Here is a 17,608-nt window from a genome sequence, read left to right as displayed (position 1 = left end):
GCCACGGGGAGGAACCGTGTCCGGATTCGTAGAAAAGCCCGAGCCGATCGAGGTTCCGGGCCTGGTGCACCTGCACACCGGAAAGGTGCGCGAGCTGTACCGCAACGAGGCGGGCGACCTCGTGATGGTCGCCAGCGACCGCATCTCCGCCTATGACTGGGTGCTGCCCACCGAGATCCCCGACAAGGGCCGCGTCCTCACCCAGCTCTCCCTGTGGTGGTTCGACCAGCTGCGCGACCTCGCCCCCCACCACGTCATCAGCACCGAGCTGCCCCAGGGCGCCCCGGCCGACTGGGCGGGCCGCACGCTGGTCTGCAAGTCCCTGAAGATGGTCCCGGTGGAGTGCGTGGCCCGCGGCTACCTCACCGGCTCGGGCCTGGCCGAGTACCAGGAGTCCCGGACCGTCTGCGGCCTCGCCCTCCCCGAAGGCCTCGTCGACGGCTCCGAACTCCCCGCCCCGATCTTCACCCCGGCCGCCAAGGCCGAGGTCGGCGAGCACGACGAGAACGTCTCCTACGAGGAGGTGGCCCGCCAGGTCGGCGCGGAGACCGCCGCCCAGCTGCGCCAGGCCACCCTCGCCGTGTACGCGCGCGCCCGGGACATCGCCCGCGACCGGGGGATCATCCTGGCCGACACCAAGTTCGAGTTCGGCTTCGAGGGCGACACGCTCGTCCTCGCCGACGAGGTCCTCACCCCCGACTCCTCCCGCTTCTGGCCGTCCGACGAGTGGCAGCCGGGCCGCGCCCAGCCTTCGTTCGACAAGCAGTTCGTCCGCGACTGGCTGACCTCCGCCGAGTCCGGCTGGGACCGCAGGAGCGAGCAGCCCCCGCCGCCGCTGCCCGAGCAGGTCGTGGCGGCGACCCGGGCGAAGTACGTGGAGGCGTACGAGCGGCTGACGGGCATCGGCTGGGTCTGACGCGCCGGGCCCCCGGGAGACCGGGGGCAACGCGAGAAGCCCCCGGCCGGAGCCGGGGGCTTCTTCATGGAGCGGACGACGAGGCTCGAACTCGCGACCTCAACCTTGGCAAGGTTGCGCTCTACCAACTGAGCTACGTCCGCAGTGCGCCGTGGCGCGAGAGCAACTATACCCAACCTCGCTCCCGTGCGAGACGCACTGCCGCATGCCGGTTCTCGGCGCCGAGCTTCGTGACCGCCGAGGAGAGGTAGTTGCGCACGGTCCCCGGCGACAGCGCGGCCCGCTCGGCGATCTCCGCGACCGGCGCCCCGTCGGCCGCCAGCTCCAGCACCTCGGCCTCGCGGGCGGTCAGCGGCGAGTCCCCGGCGGAGATCGCGTCGGCGGCCAACTCCGGGTCGACGTAGCGGTTTCCCGCGTGCACGGTGCGGATGATCTCGGCGAGCCGCTGGGCGCTGACCGTCTTCGGGACGAACCCGCGCACACCGGCGGCGAGCGCCCGTTTCAGATGTCCGGGGCGCCCGTGCCCGGTGACGATCAGCACCCGGCAGCCGGGGAGTTCGGCCCGCAGGGATGTGGCGACCCTCACACCGTCGGCGCCCGGCATCTGGAGGTCGAGGACGGCCACGTCGGGCTCGTGCGCCCGGGCCATCGCCAGCGCCTCGGGCCCGCTCGCCGCCTCCGCGACCACCAGCAGATCGTCCTCGAGGGACAGCAGGGCGGCCAGCGCGCCCCGGATCAGATGCTCGTCGTCGGCGAGCAACAGCCGTACCGCGGCGCTCACGAGGTGACTCCTCTCACAGTCGTCAGGGGTACGTCCGCCACCAGCCGGAACCGGTCCCCGCCGGTGCCGACGAGTCCCGCCTCCAAGGTCCCGCCCACGGCGGCGAGCCGTTCCCGCAGTCCGGCGATCCCCGAGCCGCCGTCCCCGCTCGGTGCCACGGCACCGTCGTTCTCCACCGTCAGCACCGCACGCCCCTCCAGCATCCTGAGCCCCACCTCGCAGCGACCCGCGTCCCCGTGCCGCAGCACGTTGGTGGCCGCCTCGCGCACCACCCAGCCGAGCGCGGACTGCACCTCGGCGGGCAGGCCGGCGGGGTCGGCCCGGACCTCGCAGGCGATGCCCGCCGCCGTCAGCACGCCCTGGGCGCCGGCGAGTTCGGCCCGCAGATCGGCCTCCCGGTAGCCGCGCACGACGGCCCGCACCTCGCGCTGCGACTCCTGCGCGATGCGCTGCACCTCGATCATCTGCTCCACCGCCTCCGGCCGTCCGCGCCGGGCCAGTTGGACGGCCAGCTCGCTCTTGAGGGAGATCACGGACAGGTTCCGGCCCAGCACGTCGTGCAGATCCCGCCCGAACCGCAGCCGCTCCTCGGCGACGGCGAGCCGCGCCTCGATCTCCCGGGCGCGTTCCGCCTCCCAGAGCACCGAAAGGGTCCAGGCGCCGCACCGGCCGGCCGCCAGGGTGAAGCCCGTGGCGAAGACGGTCACCGCCACCGTGGCGACGAGACCGAGGCCGTCCCCGCGCACCGCGGCGAAGGCGGCCACGACCAGCGCGGCCAGGAGCGCGGACCGGCGCAGGAACACCCGGACGGGCACGACGAGCGCGTACGGCATCCCGAAGGGCATGAGCGCCGATCCGATCGCCAGCCGGACGGTGGCCGGGTCGGTCCCGCCGGCCGCGGCGAGCGCCACGATCGTGCCGAGCGCCAGAGCGAGCAGGACGACGGGAGCGCGCAGGGCGCCCGGCGGCAGTGCGGCCCGCCCGAGGTAGTGGTCGAGCGCCGGCCTGATCAGCCGGCTCGCCGCCAGGCACTGCCCGAACGCCACCGCGATCAGCAGCGCGCCGAGCGCCATCGGCACGGGCCGCCGGGCGAGCCCGCCCACCAGCGGCAGCGCCAGCCAGCTGAGCGAGAACACCCAGATGCTGAGGTGCCAGGTGACCACGCTCTGCAGCTCGACCCGCTCCGCCATGCTGCGCTCGCGCCAGTGCCGCTGCTGCCACCGCCGCATACGCCCGACCATGTGTTCCCCCGTGCTCAGCGTCGCGGTTCCCAGCGGAACCACCGCCGTACAGCAAACACCGCCAGTACGGCCCAGGCCAGCGCGGTCGCGGCGGCGCCCAGCGCCTCGTACGCGCTCAACTGGCCGGTCCAGCCCGCCCGGACCAGCCGGATCGCGGGGGACAGCGGAAGCAGTTCGCAGACGGAGGCGAGTCTGTCCGGCATGACCTCGGTGGGGAACGTGATCCCGGAGCCGATCATCGACACGAACACCAGCGGCAGCGCGGTGACCTGGCCGCTCTCCACGGTCCGGGTGAAGGACGCGGTGAGCGCGGCGAGCGCGGCGCACAGGACGAGACCGGCCACAAGGCCCAGCAGGGTCAGATACGGCGCCGCCGGCGCCCCGGCGTGCAGCAGCACCGCGCATCCGGCGCACAGCAGCAGCGCCTGCGCGAGGCCGAGGCCCACGGCGGGCAGCGCGGTGCCGACGAGGATCTCGGTGTCGGAGAGTTCGCCGGTGCGCAGCCGTTTGAGGACGAGTTCCTCGCGGCGGGCGACATAGGCGTTGACGAGCGAGGTGTAGACGGCGAACAGGAAGGAGAAGCCGATCGCGGCCGTGAGCATGGCCGCACCGACGCTGACGCCGTGCTTCTCCATCTCCGTCCGGTCCAGCGCCGGCCGCACGCTGAACGGCAGGGCGAGCGGTACGGCGAGCGCGGTGAACACGACACCGCGATTGCGGCCGAGCAGGGCCAGTTCGGCCCGCGCCAGGGCGCGCAGCCGCCGGGCGGAGGGGGCGGGGGTCTTCAGGGCCGGGCCGCTCATGCCGCCGTCTCCCGTTCGCGGGCGATCCCGAGGAACGCCTCCTCCAGGGAGGCGGAACGCACGTCGAGGCCGCGCAGTTCGACGCGGGCCCGCTCGGCCCAGACGAGGATGCCGGTGGCGGTCCGCTGGAGTTCGCGGGTGTGCAGCCGGACGACCCGGCCCTCGCTCTCGTGTCCGCACACGCCGAGTTCGGCGAGCGGCGGCAGGTCGCCGGCGAAGTAGCCCTCGGGCAGTTCGAAGGACATCCGGGAGGGGCGGCCCGCGGTGACCTCGGCCGGGGTCCCGGCGGCGGCGATCCGGCCCTCGTGCAGGATCGCGAGCCGGTCGGCGAGCCCCTCGGCCTCCTCCAGGTAGTGCGTGGTGAGCAGCACGGTGGTGCCCTCGTCCCGCAGCCGGCGCACCAGCGCCCAGGTGTCCCGGCGGCCCTCCGCGTCGAGCCCGGTCGTCGGCTCGTCGAGGAACAGCACCTCGGGGTCGCCGAGCAGGGCCAGCGCCAGGTCGAGGCGGCGCCGCTCGCCGCCGGACAGCTGCTTGACCCGTACCGGGTGCTTGTCGGCGAGGCCGACCAGTTCGAGCACCTCCGCCTCCGGGCGGGCCCCGCTGGTGCAGCCGGCCCACATCCGGGCGGTCTCCGCGACGGTCAGCTCGGCGGGGAAGCCGCCTTCCTGGAGCATCACCCCGGTGCGGGGCCGTACGGCGGCCCGCTCGCGACAGGGGTCGTGGCCCAGCACCCGGACCCGGCCGCCGGCCGGTTTTGCGAGTCCTTCCAGCAGTTCAACCGTCGATGTCTTTCCGGCGCCGTTCGTGCCCAGCAGAGCGAAGATCTCGCCGCGTGCGACGGAGAAGGTGATTCCGCGTACGGCCTCGAACCCGCCCCCGTAGACACGCCTGAGGTCGGTGACCTCGATCACGTGCTCGTGTCCGTGCTTGTCCATGACCCCAGCGTCCCGTCGGCGGGGCCCGGCCGGCAGTGCGCGATGTCATCGCCCGGCATGACAAATGTCAGAGCCGGTCGCACAACAACGAAAAGACCCCGGTCCATTGGACCGGGGTCTCATTCCCGAGCGGACGACGAGGCTCGAACTCGCGACCTCAACCTTGGCAAGGTTGCGCTCTACCAACTGAGCTACGTCCGCACTGCTCCCGATCGGCTCCCACCGATCGGTGCGAGCACCAGCCTACCTGATCCACAACAGTGGTCGGGACGGCGGTGCAGAGCGGGTGACAGGAATCGCACACTGCGCCTTCCCCCTGGAAGGGGGATGTTCTACTACTGAACTACACCCGCACGGTCCTCGGGATTCGGCCTCTCGGCCTCGCCCCTCGGCGTGTCCCAGACATTAGCTGATCAGCAGGGGGGTTGCGCAAGTCGGCTCCCCCAGCGGTCCCGTATGCCCCAAGTGCACGGTCCTCAGGGCCCTGTGACGGGCCCTGAGGACTCGCCCCTTCGCGGGCTCACTGCGCGGCGCTGAACGCCTCGTAGACCTTCTTCGGGATGCGTCCACGGGCGGGGACGTCCATCTTGTTGGCCTGGGCCCAGGCGCGGACGGCCGCCGGGTCGGGGGCGACCTCCGTCTGCTTGTACGCCTTGCCGGACCGCGACCGCTTGCGGCCGGCCTCGACGTAGGGCGCGAGCACCTTGCGCAGTTTCTTGGCGTTGGATTCGTTGAGGTCGATCTCGTACGACTTGCCGTCGAGTCCGAAGGCGATCGTCTCCGCCGCTTCCGAGCCGTCGATGTCGTCAAAGAGAGTGACCACGACCTTTTGCGCCACGAATATCGGTCCCTTCGTACGGCACGTCGTTACAGCTCAACGCCGATGACGTGCCGAGTATCGGCTATTGCCAATTCATTTGTACAGTGCCCGGCAATGCAAAGTGAAGCCCGACTAAAACCGTCCGCGTGTCCGGGTTCAATAGGTGTAACGGACGGACTGTGGAACTTTCCCAGAACTTTTCACGGGGGTCCTGCTTCGACACCCGATCGTGATGCGCCTCACGTACTTTCCTCCAACTCTACCCGCGTAGAAATTTTGTGCGGGTAGTCTGAAGGAACCTGCTCAGCACCACACATCGGGAGTGCCAGTGGCACGCGTCGTAGTCGACGTCATGCTCAAGCCGGAGATCCTCGACCCCCAGGGCCAGGCGGTCCAGCGTGCGCTGCCGCGCCTGGGATTCGAGGGGATCTCGGACGTACGTCAGGGAAAGCGTTTCGAACTGGAAGTTGACGGGCCGGTTGACGACGCCGCGCTCGCCCGCATCCGCGATCTTGCGGAATCCTTCCTTGCCAACACCGTGATCGAGGACTTCACCGTCCGCGTCGATGAAGTCGCGGAGGCGGCGAAGTGACCGCTCGTATCGGCGTCGTCACTTTCCCGGGCAGCCTCGACGACCGGGACACACAGCGCGCGATCCGCCTCGCGGGCGCGGAACCGGTCGCCCTCTGGCACAAGGACAAGGACCTGCACCAGGTCGACGCCGTGGTGCTCCCCGGTGGTTTCTCCTACGGCGACTATCTGCGGGCCGGCGCCATCTCCCGGTTCTCGCCGGTCATGGAGTCCGTGATCGAGCAGGCGAAGGCCGGACTTCCGGTACTCGGCATCTGCAACGGCTTCCAGGTCCTCACCGAGGCCCACCTCCTCCCGGGCGCGATGCTCGGCAACGACCACCTCCACTTCATCTGCCGCGACCAGAAGCTGCGGGTGGAGAACGCGGGGACGGCCTGGACCGGCGACTACCGCCAGGGCCAGGAGATCCACATCCCGCTGAAGAACATGGACGGCCGGTACGTCGCCGACGAGCACACCCTCGACGAGCTGGAGGCCGAGGGCCGGGTCGTCTTCCGGTACGTCGGCTTCAATCCGAACGGCTCGCTGCGGGACATCGCCGGCATCACCAACGAGGCCGGGAACGTCGTCGGTCTCATGCCGCACCCCGAGCACGCCGTCGAGCCGCTGATCGGTACGGGCCGTACCGACGGGCTCCCGTTCTTCACCTCGATCCTCAAGAAGCTGGTGGGCGCATGAGCCGGACGCCTCTGGACACGGTCGAGCACGCGGCCGCGACCCCCGACGTCGAGCTGCCCTGGGCCGAACTCGGTCTGAAGAAGGACGAGTACGAGCGGGTGGTGGAGATCCTCGGCCGCCGCCCGACCGGCGCCGAACTCGCCATGTACTCGGTCATGTGGTCCGAGCACTGCTCGTACAAGTCCTCGAAGGTCCATCTGCGCCAGTTCGGCGAGAAGGCGCCCGAGAGCGACGCCCTGCTCGTCGGCATCGGCGAGAACGCGGGTGTGGTCGACGTCGGCCAGGGTTACGCCGTGACCTTCAAGGTCGAGTCGCACAACCACCCGTCGTACGTCGAGCCCTACCAGGGCGCGGCCACGGGTGTCGGCGGCATCGTCCGCGACATCATCGCGATGGGCGCCCGCCCGGTGGCGGTCGTGGACCCGCTGCGCTTCGGCGCGGCCGACCACCCCGACACCAAGCGGGTGCTGCCCGGCGTGGTCGCCGGCATCGGCGGCTACGGCAACTGCCTCGGCCTGCCCAACATCGGCGGCGAGGTCGTCTTCGACTCCTGCTACCAGGGCAACCCGCTGGTCAACGCGGGTGCCATCGGTGTGATGCGGCACGAGGACATCCACCTCGCCAAGGCCTCGGGCGCCGGCAACAAGGTCATCCTCTACGGCGCAAGGACCGGCGGCGACGGCATCGGCGGCGCCTCCATCCTGGCCTCCGAGACCTTCGACGACGCCAAGCCGTCCAAGCGCCCCGCCGTCCAGGTCGGCGACCCCTTCCAGGAGAAGCTCCTCATCGAGTGCACCCTGGAGGCGTTCAAGGAGAAGCTGGTCGTCGGCATCCAGGACCTCGGCGCCGCCGGCCTGTCCTGCGCCACCTCCGAGCTGGCCTCCAACGGCTCGGGCGGCATGACCGTCGTCCTGGACGACGTACCGCTGCGCGACTCCACGCTCTCGCCCGAGGAGATCCTCATGAGCGAGTCGCAGGAGCGCATGTGCGCGGTCGTGGAGCCGGCGAAGGTCGACCGCTTCCTGGAGATCTGCGAGAAGTGGGACGTCATCGCCACCGTCATCGGCGAGGTGACCGACGGCGACCGCCTGGAGATCTTCTGGCACGGCGGGAAGATCGTGGACGTCGACCCGCGCACGGTCGCGCACGACGGCCCGGTCTACGAGCGTCCGTACGCCCGCCCCGACTGGCAGGACGCCCTCCAGGCCGACGACGCGAACAAGCTGCCGCGGCCCGCGACCAGCGAGGAGCTGCGCGAGCAGGTCCGCAAGCTGGTGGCCTCGCCCAACCAGGCCTCCAAGAAGTGGATCACCTCCCAGTACGACCACTTCGTGCAGGGCAACACGGTCCTCGCCCAGCCGGAGGACTCCGGCATGATCCGCGTGGACGAGGAGACCGGCCTCGGCGTCGCGATCGCCACGGACGGCAACGGCCGGTACGCCAAGCTCGACCCGTACACCGGCGCCCAGCTGGCCCTGGCCGAGGCGTACCGCAACGTCGCCACGACCGGTGCCAAGCCGCTGGCCGTCTCCGACTGCCTGAACTTCGGCTCGCCCGAGGACCCGGCGGTGATGTGGCAGTTCGCGGAGGCCGTGCGCGGTCTCGCCGACGGCTGCCAACAGCTCGGCACCCCGGTGACCGGCGGCAACGTCTCCCTCTACAACCAGACGGGCGAGGTGGCCATCCACCCGACCCCGGTGGTCGCCGTGCTCGGCGTCATCGACGATGTCGCCCGCCGCACCCCGGTCGCCTTCCAGGAGGAGGGCCAGCTGCTCTACCTCCTCGGCGACACCCGCGAGGAGTTCGGCGGCTCGGCCTGGTCCCAGGTGGTCCACGACCACCTCGGCGGTCTGCCGCCGGCCGTGGACCTGGAGCGGGAGCGGCTGCTGGCCGAGATCCTGATCTCCGCCTCCCGCGACGGCATGATCGACTCGGCGCACGACCTGTCCGACGGCGGTCTGGTCCAGGCGGTCGTGGAGTCCGCGCTGCTCGGCGGCAAGGGCGCGCGTCTGATCGTCCCCGACGGCCTGGACGCCTTCACCTTCCTGCTGTCCGAGTCGGCCGGCCGCGCCGTCGTCGCCGTGCCGCGCTCGGAGGAGCTGCGGTTCACCGACATGTGCGGTGCGCGGGGCCTTCCGGCCACCCGGATCGGTGTCGTGGACGGTGACGCGGTCGAGGTCCAGGGCGAGTTCGCCCTCTCCCTCGCCGAGCTGCGCGAGGCGCACGAGGGCACGATCCCGGCCCTGCTGGCGTAGACCGGGCCCGTGCGGCCGTACGACGACGCCCCCGTCCGGATCCGTTCCGGGCGGGGGCGCCCGCCTGACCGCACGCGCTCGCGGCGAGGTCGCGGCCCCGCATAGGCTCACCGCCATGCCTCCGGCCAAGAAGCGCGCCCGCAGCTACGACCCCGCACGGACCCGCGCCGCTGTCCTCGCCCAGCTCGGAAACGTCCGGGAGGCCGTCACCGGCCTCACCCCCGAGCAGCTCGCCCTGCCCACCCGGCTCGGCGGGTGGACCGTTCGCGATCTGATCGCGCACATCGGCATGGCGGTCACCTCCGTGCACCGCGCCCTCGACCGGCCGGCTCCGCCGAAGCAGGACACGACGGTCGTGCGGTGGCCCTTCGCCACCGGGGCCGCCGCCCTTGGCATCGACGAGTTCCCCCGCTCCCTCTCCGCCGCCCACCCCGACCTCGACGCCCACCTCACCGACGTCGACCGGTCGCTGCGCGCCCTCCTCGCCGAGCACCCCGGATCCCGGCTGCTGGAGACCAGCGCGGGCGCGCTGCCCCTGGACGACTACCTCGTCACCCGGGCCGTCGAACTCGTCGTCCACACCGACGACCTGAACGCCGCCGTGCCGGGCCTCGACGTGCCGCAGGACCGGCAGGCGCTGGCCGCCGCCACCCGGCTGCTCGCCGACGCCCTCGCGGTGAAGGCGCCCGGCGGCTCCACCGAGGTGCGGGTGCCGCCGTACGCCGTCGTGCAGTGCGTCGAGGGCCCCCGGCACACCCGCGGCACCCCGCCCAATGTCGTGGAGACCGACCCGCTGACCTGGCTCCGGCTGGCCACCGGCCGGCTGGCCTGGGCGGACGCGGTGGCCGACGCGCGGGTCAGCGCGAGCGGGGAGCGGTCGGACATCGGGGCGCTGCTGCCGGTCATGGCGTAGCGGAAGTGCCGGTCATGGCGCAGCGGAAGTGCCGGTCATGGCGCAGCGCAAGCCGCCGCCCGCGGCCGGGACCGGGGAACCCCGGGCCGCCGGGGTACGTCGAATCGCCATGAAACGGTACAAGCAGTGCCTCGCCGTGGCGGCGGTCACCGTGCTGGTGGCCTGTGGCGCCGAAAAGGCGGACAGTGGTGCGATGGCCGCATCCGAACCGCTGACCGGGGTCGAGTGGCGGGTCGTCAGCGTCACCGCCGGCGGCGCCACCCACTCCGCGCCCGCCGCCGCCTCGCCCCGCCTGCGCATCGGCGCCGACGGCCGCGCGGCGGGCAATCTCGGCTGCAACCAGTTCAGCGCGCCGGCCACCGTGCAGGGCGACCGGATCACCTTCGGCGCGCTGCGGACGACCAAGATGGCCTGCGACCCCGCCCGGATGACCTTCGAACGGGCGCTCTCCCGCGCGCTCGACGGCCAGACGCTCACCGGCTCCGCCGAGCACGGCGACCTCACGCTCACCACGAGTCACGGTGACCGCGTGAACCTCACCCGCAACCCACACGGATGATGTGCGACACCTCACTCGCACAGGGGGCGAACGGCCCGAGCCCGGTCCTCGCGCCGCGCCCCGCGCCGGGCCGGGGCGCGGTGACACCTCGCTGACCAGCGAAAACGAAAAAACAACCAAAGTGATCGCGATGTCGTGGTCTGTTAAGGCTACGTATCCCCAATTCGGACCAGTGGTCGACCTCGCCTACACTCGGTGGCGTGCCACGTGGTGACGGTCGACTCAATCACGATCTGCTTCCCGGCGAAAAGGGCCCCCAGGACGCTTGCGGCGTCTTCGGCGTCTGGGCTCCGGGTGAAGAGGTCGCAAAGCTCACGTACTTCGGGCTCTACGCCCTCCAGCACCGGGGTCAGGAATCCGCGGGAATCGCGGTAAGCAACGGCTCCCAGATCCTCGTCTTCAAGGACATGGGCCTGGTCTCCCAGGTCTTCGACGAAACCTCGCTCGGATCGCTCCAGGGTCATATCGCGGTCGGACACGCCCGCTACTCGACCACCGGCGCCTCCGTGTGGGAGAACGCCCAGCCGACGTTCCGTGCCACCGCGCACGGCTCCATCGCGCTCGGCCACAACGGCAACCTGGTCAACACGGCGCAGCTCGCCGAGATGGTCGCCGCCCTCCCGAACGACAACAACAGCCGCTCCACCCGGGTCGCGGCGACCAACGACACCGACCTGCTGACGGCCCTGCTGGCCGCCCAGGTCGACGAGGACGGCAAGCCGCTCACCATCGAGGAGGCCGCCCACGCGGTGCTCCCGAAGGTGAAGGGCGCCTTCTCCCTGGTCTTCATGGACGAGGGGACCCTCTACGCCGCCCGTGACCCGCAGGGCATCCGCCCGCTGGTCCTGGGCCGCCTGGAGCGCGGCTGGGTGGTCGCCTCCGAGTCCGCCGCCCTCGACATCTGCGGCGCGAGCTATGTGCGCGAGATCGAGCCGGGCGAGTTCGTCGCCATCGACGAGAACGGCCTGCGCAGCTCGCGATTCGCGGAAGCGAAGCCCAAGGGCTGTGTCTTCGAGTACGTGTACCTGGCCCGCCCGGACACCGACATCGCCGGCCGGAACGTCTACCTCTCCCGTGTGGAGATGGGCCGCCGCCTGGCCAAGGAAGCGCCGGTCGAGGCCGATCTCGTCATAGCGACCCCGGAATCCGGTACTCCGGCCGCGATCGGCTACGCCGAGGCCTCCGGGATCCCCTTCGGTGCGGGTCTGGTGAAGAACGCGTACGTCGGACGTACGTTCATCCAGCCCTCGCAGACCATCCGCCAGCTGGGCATCAGGCTGAAGCTGAACCCGCTGAAGGAAGTCATCAAGGGCAAGCGCCTGGTCGTCGTCGACGACTCGATCGTGCGCGGCAACACCCAGCGCGCCCTGGTCCGCATGCTCCGCGAGGCGGGCGCGGCCGAGGTCCACATCCGGATCTCCTCGCCGCCCGTGAAGTGGCCCTGCTTCTTCGGCATCGACTTCGCCACGCGCGCGGAGCTGATCGCCAACGGCATGACCATCGAGGAGATCGGCACCAGCCTCGGCGCCGACTCCCTCTCCTACATCTCCATCGACGGCATGATCGAGGCGACCACGATCGCCAAGCCGAACCTGTGCCGCGCCTGCTTCGACGGCGAGTACCCGATGGAGCTCCCGGACCCGGAGCTGCTCGGCAAGCAGCTGCTGGAGACCGAGCTCGCGGCGGGTCCCGCCGCCACGGCCGCGGCCGACGCGATCCGTCGCCCGTAAGCCCCGTAGAAACCAACCCGAAAGATCCCAGGCAATGTCTGAGACTGCTGTCCCCGGTGCTTCCTACGCGGCTGCCGGAGTCGACATCGAGGCGGGCGACCGCGCCGTCGAGCTGATGAAGGAGTGGGTCAAGAAGACCCGGCGCCCCGAGGTCCTCGGCGGCCTGGGCGGCTTCGCCGGCCTCTTCGACGCCTCCGCCCTCAAGCGCTACGAGCGCCCCCTGCTCGCCTCCGCCACGGACGGCGTCGGCACCAAGGTCGACATCGCGCGCCGCATGGGCGTCTACGACACCATCGGCCACGACCTGGTCGCCATGGTCATGGACGACATCGTGGTGTGCGGCGCCGAGCCGCTGTTCATGACCGACTACATCTGCGTCGGCAAGGTCCACCCCGAGCGGGTCGCGGCCATCGTGAAGGGCATCGCGGAGGGCTGTGTGCTGGCCGGCTGCGCCCTGGTGGGCGGCGAGACGGCCGAGCACCCGGGTCTGCTGGGCGAGGACGACTTCGACGTCGCGGGCGCCGGTACGGGCGTCGTGGAGGCCGACCGGCTGCTGGGCGCGGATCGTATCCGTACGGGTGACACGGTGATCGCCATGGCGTCCTCCGGTCTTCACTCGAACGGGTACTCCCTGGTCCGCCACGTCCTGCTGGAGCGCGCGGGCCTGGCCCTGGAGGCGGAGATCGCGGAGCTCGGCCGCACCCTCGGCGAGGAGCTGCTGGAGCCCACGAAGATCTACTCGCTGGACTGCCTGGCCCTCACCCGCACCGCCGACGTGCACGCCTTCAGCCACATCACCGGCGGCGGGCTCGCCGCCAACCTGGCCCGGGTGATCCCGGACGGCCTGCACGCCGTGGTGGACCGCTCCACCTGGGCCCCGGGCGCGATCTTCGACCTGGTCGGCAAGACCGGCCGCGTCGAGCGCCTGGAGCTGGAGAAGACCCTCAACATGGGCGTCGGCATGATGGCGATCCTGCCGGAGGAGTCCACCGAGGTGGCCCTCGCGACCCTGGCCGACCGGGGCGTCGACGCCTGGGTGGCAGGCGAGATCACTGAGCGCGGCGCGAAGACGAGCGGCGCCGAGCTGGTCGGCGACTACGCCGTCTGACCTGACGGGCAGCAGAGACCTGACGGACAGCACAGGCCTGCGGGAAAGCACAGAAGCCGGTCGGTGGCAGAGCCACCGACCGGTCTGGTCATTGCAAGGTCAAGCGCCGCGACGGTGTTGCTGAGGATCGTCGTCCTCATCCTCGTCGTCGTCCCCATAGAGGTCGGCGTACCGTGCGTACAAGTCGTCGTCGTGCTCATCGTCCTCGAAGCGGTCACCGTTAGGTGACTGGTTCGACGTCGATGCGCCCAGCTCCTCGGCCAGGCGTGAGAGGTCTGTCCCACCGCTGTTGTACTTCAGCTGACGGGCAACCTTCGCCTGCTTGGCCTTGGCCCGGCCGCGCCCCATGGCTCGACCCCCTCAACGACGGGGCTCGACGGCCCCAGAGTCTGACACGCGTTCATGTTCTGGAACGGACTCTCCATGGAGAGGCCGGTCCGTAGGACTTCCACGGTACCTGAGCCCGCGCCCATACGGTACGTCGCCCGCAGCACGCGCGTGTGCCCAAGACCTTCGAGGCACCCTGTCCTCGCTGGTCAATGACGATTTTAACCACTTATCGGGGAACGACCCGCCGGTGGAAGTGAGAGTTCTCTCCAAGTTCCCGCCGACGGGTACCGCTCGTTTGTGCGACTGGGCTAGTGCGCGGCCCGGCTCCCACGGGCCTCGGCCATCCGCTGCTCGGCGATCCGGTCCGCCGCCGCGGCCGGCGGAATCCCGTCTTCCTTCGCACGTGCGAATATGGCCAGCGTGGTGTCGAAGATCTTCGCGGCCTTCGCCTTGCACCGGTCGAAGTCGAACCCGTGCAGCTCGTCGGCGACCTGGATGACCCCGCCGGCGTTCACCACGTAGTCCGGCGCGTAGAGGATCCCGCGGTCGGCGAGGTCCTTCTCCACCCCGGGATGGGCCAGCTGGTTGTTGGCCGCGCCGCACACGACCGCGGCCGTGAGCACCGGCACCGTCGCGTCGTCCAGGGCGCCGCCGAGGGCGCACGGGGCGTAGATGTCCAGCCCCTCCACCCGGATCAGCGCCTCGGTGTCGGCCACGGCCGTCACCCCCGCCGGGTGCAGGTCGAGGACCCGCTGGACGGCGTCCGCGCGCACGTCCGTGATCACGACCTGCGCGCCCTCGTCGCGCAGGTGCCCCACCAGGTGGTGGCCGACCTTGCCGACGCCGGCGACGCCCACCGTGCGGCCCCGCAGCGACGGGTCGCCCCACAGGTGCTGGGCCGAGGCGCGCATGCCCTGGTAGACACCGAAGGCGGTGAGCACCGAGGAGTCGCCCGCGCCGCCGTTCTCGGGGGAGCGGCCGGTGGTCCAGCGGCACTCGCGGGCCACGACGTCCATGTCGGCGACGTACGTGCCGACGTCGCAGGCCGTGACGTAGCGACCGCCGAGCGAGGCGACCATGCGCCCGTAGGCGAGGAGCAGCTCCTCGGTCTTGTCGCGCTCGGGGTCGCCGATGATCACGGCCTTGCCGCCGCCGTGGTCGAGACCGGCCATGGCGTTCTTGTACGACATCCCGCGCGCGAGGTTGAGGGCGTCGGCGACGGCCGCGGCCTCGGTCGCGTACGGATAGAAGCGCGTGCCGCCGAGGGCGGGGCCCAGGGCGGTGGAATGGATGGCGATCACGGCCTTGAGGCCGCTGGCGCGGTCCTGGCAGAGCACGACCTGCTCATGGCCGCCCTGGTCCGAGTGGAACAGGGTGTGCAGGACATCAGCAGACGCGCCGGTTACGTCGGTCACTGTGGTGACTCCTGTGTACATAGCGGCGAGTGGGGTCCGGTCCCCGTACGGGTGGCGGAGAGCCGTGGCATGAGCGTAGAGCCTCGTCCCGCGCACCATCCGTGCAGTGTTCAGGATCACTCTCCGGAGCCCGCCGCGCACGCATGGCCGTGGCACGATTTGCTGTGGTTTCGAGCCGGGCCCGATGGGGAGGGAGCAGGCGTGCCGAAGGTGTCCTCCGTGGTCGTCCCCTATGCCGCCTACCTGCGTGTGTACGAGCCGCTCGGCGCTTTCCCCGAGCCGGAGCGCGGCCACTGGGCGCGCTACGCCCGCCGCCCCGACCGTCCGACCTACCAGGACGAACTGCGGCGCTCCCTCGCCGACTTGCTGCCCGTGCCGCCGATCGCGGTGCCGGTGCACGAGAGCGGCGACGCCTTCGTGCTGGAGGTCGACGGCGTGGTCTGCGTCTGCCCCTGGCGGACCCGGCTGCGCGGCTGGCAGGCCCTGGCCGAGCTGGCCGAGGAGCTGCCCGCGACGGTGCTGGACGCGGTGCTGCCGGAGGTGGTGCGCCGCCAGGCCGCCCAGGACTACGAGCGCTGGCTCGCCCGCAACCCCGACGCCCGCCCGTGGATCCGCACGGCGACCTGGCAGGTGCCGCTGAACTGGTTCGTGCTGGTCTCGGACGAGGAGCGGCGGTACGACAAGGGGACCGCGGACGTGCCCCCGGTGCTGCGCTACCGCACGCCGATGGTGCAGGCCCGGCGCCGGGTGGCGCGGGCGCTGCGCACGCTGAGGGACACCGTCGGGGAGGGCCCGCTGATCGACGGCCTGGTGGACGTCGGCCGCTGGCTGGAGGAGTTCCACCCGCGCTCGCTGGTCGAGCTGGACTACGGCGGCCTGGTGCATGTGCTGCCCGCGGGCGAGCTGGAGGACGACCACTCGGCGGCGGACGTGGCGGCCGGCGTCGAGGCGCTGCGCCAGGGGGACGGGACGGCCGCCGGGGAGGCGTACGGGCGGCTCGTGGAGCGGTGGCGGACGGTACGCGACCGGCGTTCCGCGAACTGAGTGACGTAGGTCACGGTCAAATCCGCCCCGGACGACGTACGTTCTACTCGCTTGCCCATCTGACGGGACGTTGGTCCCGATCTGGACTTATGTCTCAAGGGTGACGGACGGCACTTACCCGGCTCTTGCGCCCCTTACCGCTCCTCGTGCCAAAATAGGACAAGGAGTCCGGGGAGGGCTCCGTCCGTCCACCTATGCTCAGCGGTGGGTGGAATCTCAGCATTGCACGCTTTGGGGGGTCTGGTGCCTCCTGATCGCCCTGTGACTGATCGTCACAGTGGCGTGACTGTCCGCTATGGCATGGTCCATCGGCATCCGTCGCTGATGAACACCTGGGAGGGCAATTCCATCGGTTTGGCCGACGGGGCTGGACAGATGGTGTAGTTGTAGTGCCGAGGACAAGCCGTTCGTCCTATAACCGACTCGACTCGCGTCCGCCATTTCGGGCAACGCGGGTCAAGGTGCAGAATTTAGAGGAAAGAACCGAGAAGGTTCGGTTCTCCCGAGGAGGCCGCTCATGACCGCTCGCACCCCTGATGCCGAGCCGCTGCTGACCCCGGCTGAGGTCGCCACCATGTTCCGTGTCGACCCCAAGACGGTCACGCGGTGGGCGAAGGCCGGCAAGCTCACGTCCATTCGCACGCTCGGCGGACACCGCCGTTACCGCGAGGCTGAGGTCCGCGCTCTGCTCGCGGGTATCCCGCAGCAGCGCAGCGAGGCCTGAACAACTCCATAACCGGGCAACACGGACGGCCCCCCAACCGGCCGAGGCGCCCGAAACCCTAGCTTCAAGCGACGCGGGACCTGCCCCAACAGGGCCCACGCCCAAGCCGAAGAGAACGTTTCAGGCAAGCGACACAGGGTGCGTCGTAGATCGCGCTGGATCCCGCCGGGTCCAGCGCGATCTTTTTTGTGCGCAGGTCGGGGGTGGGGGCGGCGCTTGTGAGCGTCCTTGTCGGAGTCTGGGTAGGCCTGTCGGAACGGCTGTGCACGTTCCTTGGGGGTAGTGCAATTGCACATATTAAATTGATCTGTTGTAGGGAGGGGTTAAGTACTGGTGTTTCAAAAACTGATGCGGTGACACCCGTCACATGCCGTGCCGCTTGTTGCCCATGGCCGCCGTGCGCTAGAGGGGGTCGCGTGTTCCAGGGTCCCACGCCCGTGCGGCGGTTGGGCCCGGCAGAGGTCACGTCTGACGAGGACTTTCGTCCTCGGCGGCGGCCCGTACGGTCTCCTGCCCCTGCGGGCCGGTGGCCATCGCCAGCCGCAGCAGGCGGTGGCAGATGGGGCAGTGGCGGGTGAGGTGCCGATAGGAGGAGGCGGCCGACAGGTGCGCCCTCAGCAGCGCCCCCGTCTCATGCCTGGCCGATGTCGCCATACGCCACCTCCAGGGCCGCACAGGAGGAACGAGCCCTGCTCCCTGGGTACCGACGGAATGTGACGCCGTCAAGCCCACGGACGGCTGCGCCTGGCTTGGCGGGGGTGGTTG

At 70.7% G+C, this 17,608-nt stretch carries 18 protein-coding genes and 3 tRNA genes; 10 read left to right on the top strand and 11 right to left on the bottom strand.

Going from position 1 to position 17,608, the window contains the following annotated elements; all coding sequences use genetic code 11:
- Positions 1–16: 16 nt before the first annotated feature.
- Complete coding sequence (locus ACF073_RS25880) at positions 17–916, top strand: phosphoribosylaminoimidazolesuccinocarboxamide synthase (protein ID WP_392073768.1); 900 nt, start codon at positions 17–19, stop codon at positions 914–916.
- Positions 917–983: 67 nt separating this feature from the next.
- On the opposite strand, the gene ACF073_RS25875 is transcribed toward ACF073_RS25880, so the two are convergent.
- From ACF073_RS25875 to ACF073_RS25840, 8 genes are all read right to left on the bottom strand, one after another.
- A tRNA-Gly gene (locus ACF073_RS25875) sits at positions 984–1,059 on the bottom strand.
- Positions 1,060–1,082: 23 nt separating this feature from the next.
- Positions 1,083–1,697 carry a response regulator gene (locus tag ACF073_RS25870; protein ID WP_392073767.1) on the bottom strand — a complete coding sequence of 205 codons (615 nt, stop codon included), beginning with the start codon at positions 1,695–1,697 and terminating at the stop codon, positions 1,083–1,085.
- Positions 1,694–2,926 (bottom strand): sensor histidine kinase, encoded by a 1,233-nt coding sequence (locus tag ACF073_RS25865; RefSeq protein WP_392073766.1) that lies wholly within the window; start codon positions 2,924–2,926, stop codon positions 1,694–1,696. Before ACF073_RS25865 ends, ACF073_RS25870 begins: the two co-directional genes overlap by 4 nt.
- 26 nt (positions 2,927–2,952) lie before the next feature.
- Complete coding sequence (locus ACF073_RS25860; protein WP_392073765.1) at positions 2,953–3,741, bottom strand: ABC transporter permease; 789 nt, start codon at positions 3,739–3,741, stop codon at positions 2,953–2,955.
- Positions 3,738–4,676 carry an ABC transporter ATP-binding protein gene (locus ACF073_RS25855; protein WP_392073764.1) on the bottom strand — a complete coding sequence of 313 codons (939 nt, stop codon included), beginning with the start codon at positions 4,674–4,676 and terminating at the stop codon, positions 3,738–3,740. The genes ACF073_RS25860 and ACF073_RS25855 overlap by 4 nt, the downstream gene beginning before the upstream one ends.
- Positions 4,677–4,804: 128 nt before the next feature.
- Positions 4,805–4,877, bottom strand: a tRNA-Gly gene (locus tag ACF073_RS25850).
- Positions 4,878–4,957: 80 nt separating this feature from the next.
- Positions 4,958–5,029 (bottom strand) — tRNA-Gly (locus ACF073_RS25845).
- A gap of 167 nt (positions 5,030–5,196) precedes the next feature.
- A complete protein-coding gene (locus ACF073_RS25840) occupies positions 5,197–5,514 on the bottom strand; it encodes an Lsr2 family protein (RefSeq protein WP_392073763.1) in 318 nt (105 codons plus the stop codon).
- Between the two features lie 310 nt (positions 5,515–5,824).
- Between ACF073_RS25840 and purS the strand changes: the two genes are divergently transcribed.
- From purS to purM, 7 genes are all read left to right on the top strand, one after another.
- On the top strand, positions 5,825–6,088 hold the full coding sequence (gene purS / locus ACF073_RS25835; RefSeq protein ID WP_201821920.1) for a phosphoribosylformylglycinamidine synthase subunit PurS: 264 nt from the start codon (positions 5,825–5,827) through the stop codon (positions 6,086–6,088).
- A complete protein-coding gene (purQ, locus tag ACF073_RS25830; RefSeq protein WP_392073762.1) occupies positions 6,085–6,765 on the top strand; it encodes a phosphoribosylformylglycinamidine synthase subunit PurQ in 681 nt (226 codons plus the stop codon). Before purS ends, purQ begins: the two co-directional genes overlap by 4 nt.
- On the top strand, positions 6,762–9,020 hold the full coding sequence (purL, locus tag ACF073_RS25825; RefSeq protein ID WP_392073761.1) for a phosphoribosylformylglycinamidine synthase subunit PurL: 2,259 nt from the start codon (positions 6,762–6,764) through the stop codon (positions 9,018–9,020). The genes purQ and purL overlap by 4 nt, the downstream gene beginning before the upstream one ends.
- A gap of 115 nt (positions 9,021–9,135) precedes the next feature.
- Positions 9,136–9,933, top strand: a complete 798-nt coding sequence (locus tag ACF073_RS25820) for a sterol carrier family protein (protein ID WP_392073760.1) — start codon at positions 9,136–9,138, stop codon at positions 9,931–9,933.
- A 109-nt stretch (positions 9,934–10,042) separates the two neighbouring features.
- On the top strand, positions 10,043–10,492 hold the full coding sequence (locus ACF073_RS25815; RefSeq protein ID WP_392073759.1) for an META domain-containing protein: 450 nt from the start codon (positions 10,043–10,045) through the stop codon (positions 10,490–10,492).
- Positions 10,493–10,692: 200 nt separating this feature from the next.
- Positions 10,693–12,222, top strand: coding sequence for an amidophosphoribosyltransferase (gene purF / locus ACF073_RS25810; protein ID WP_392073758.1), 1,530 nt, complete (start codon positions 10,693–10,695; stop codon positions 12,220–12,222).
- A gap of 34 nt (positions 12,223–12,256) precedes the next feature.
- Positions 12,257–13,330, top strand: coding sequence for a phosphoribosylformylglycinamidine cyclo-ligase (gene purM, locus ACF073_RS25805; protein WP_392073757.1), 1,074 nt, complete (start codon positions 12,257–12,259; stop codon positions 13,328–13,330).
- 99 nt (positions 13,331–13,429) lie between these two features.
- Here the strand turns inward: purM and ACF073_RS25800 are convergent, their stop codons facing one another.
- Positions 13,430–13,678, bottom strand: coding sequence for a DUF3073 domain-containing protein (locus ACF073_RS25800; RefSeq protein ID WP_392073756.1), 249 nt, complete (start codon positions 13,676–13,678; stop codon positions 13,430–13,432).
- A gap of 290 nt (positions 13,679–13,968) precedes the next feature.
- Positions 13,969–15,075 (bottom strand): Leu/Phe/Val dehydrogenase, encoded by a 1,107-nt coding sequence (locus tag ACF073_RS25795; RefSeq protein ID WP_392073755.1) that lies wholly within the window; start codon positions 15,073–15,075, stop codon positions 13,969–13,971.
- A gap of 201 nt (positions 15,076–15,276) precedes the next feature.
- Between ACF073_RS25795 and ACF073_RS25790 the strand changes: the two genes are divergently transcribed.
- A complete protein-coding gene (locus ACF073_RS25790) occupies positions 15,277–16,119 on the top strand; it encodes a hypothetical protein (RefSeq protein WP_392073754.1) in 843 nt (280 codons plus the stop codon).
- A 517-nt stretch (positions 16,120–16,636) separates the two neighbouring features.
- The gene (gene bldC, locus ACF073_RS25785) at positions 16,637–16,843 is read left to right on the top strand and encodes a developmental transcriptional regulator BldC (RefSeq protein WP_003949541.1); all 207 of its coding nucleotides are present in this window, start codon (positions 16,637–16,639) and stop codon (positions 16,841–16,843) included.
- A gap of 462 nt (positions 16,844–17,305) precedes the next feature.
- On the opposite strand, the gene ACF073_RS25780 is transcribed toward bldC, so the two are convergent.
- A complete protein-coding gene (locus ACF073_RS25780) occupies positions 17,306–17,497 on the bottom strand; it encodes a DUF6274 family protein (protein WP_392073753.1) in 192 nt (63 codons plus the stop codon).
- Between the last annotated feature and the right edge of the window lie 111 nt (positions 17,498–17,608).

Origin of the sequence: Streptomyces sp. NPDC015171 (assembly GCF_043079545.1) — a bacterium.
Classification (GTDB): Bacteria; Actinomycetota; Actinomycetes; order Streptomycetales; family Streptomycetaceae; genus Streptomyces.
This window is presented reverse-complemented; position numbering and strand designations above follow the sequence as displayed.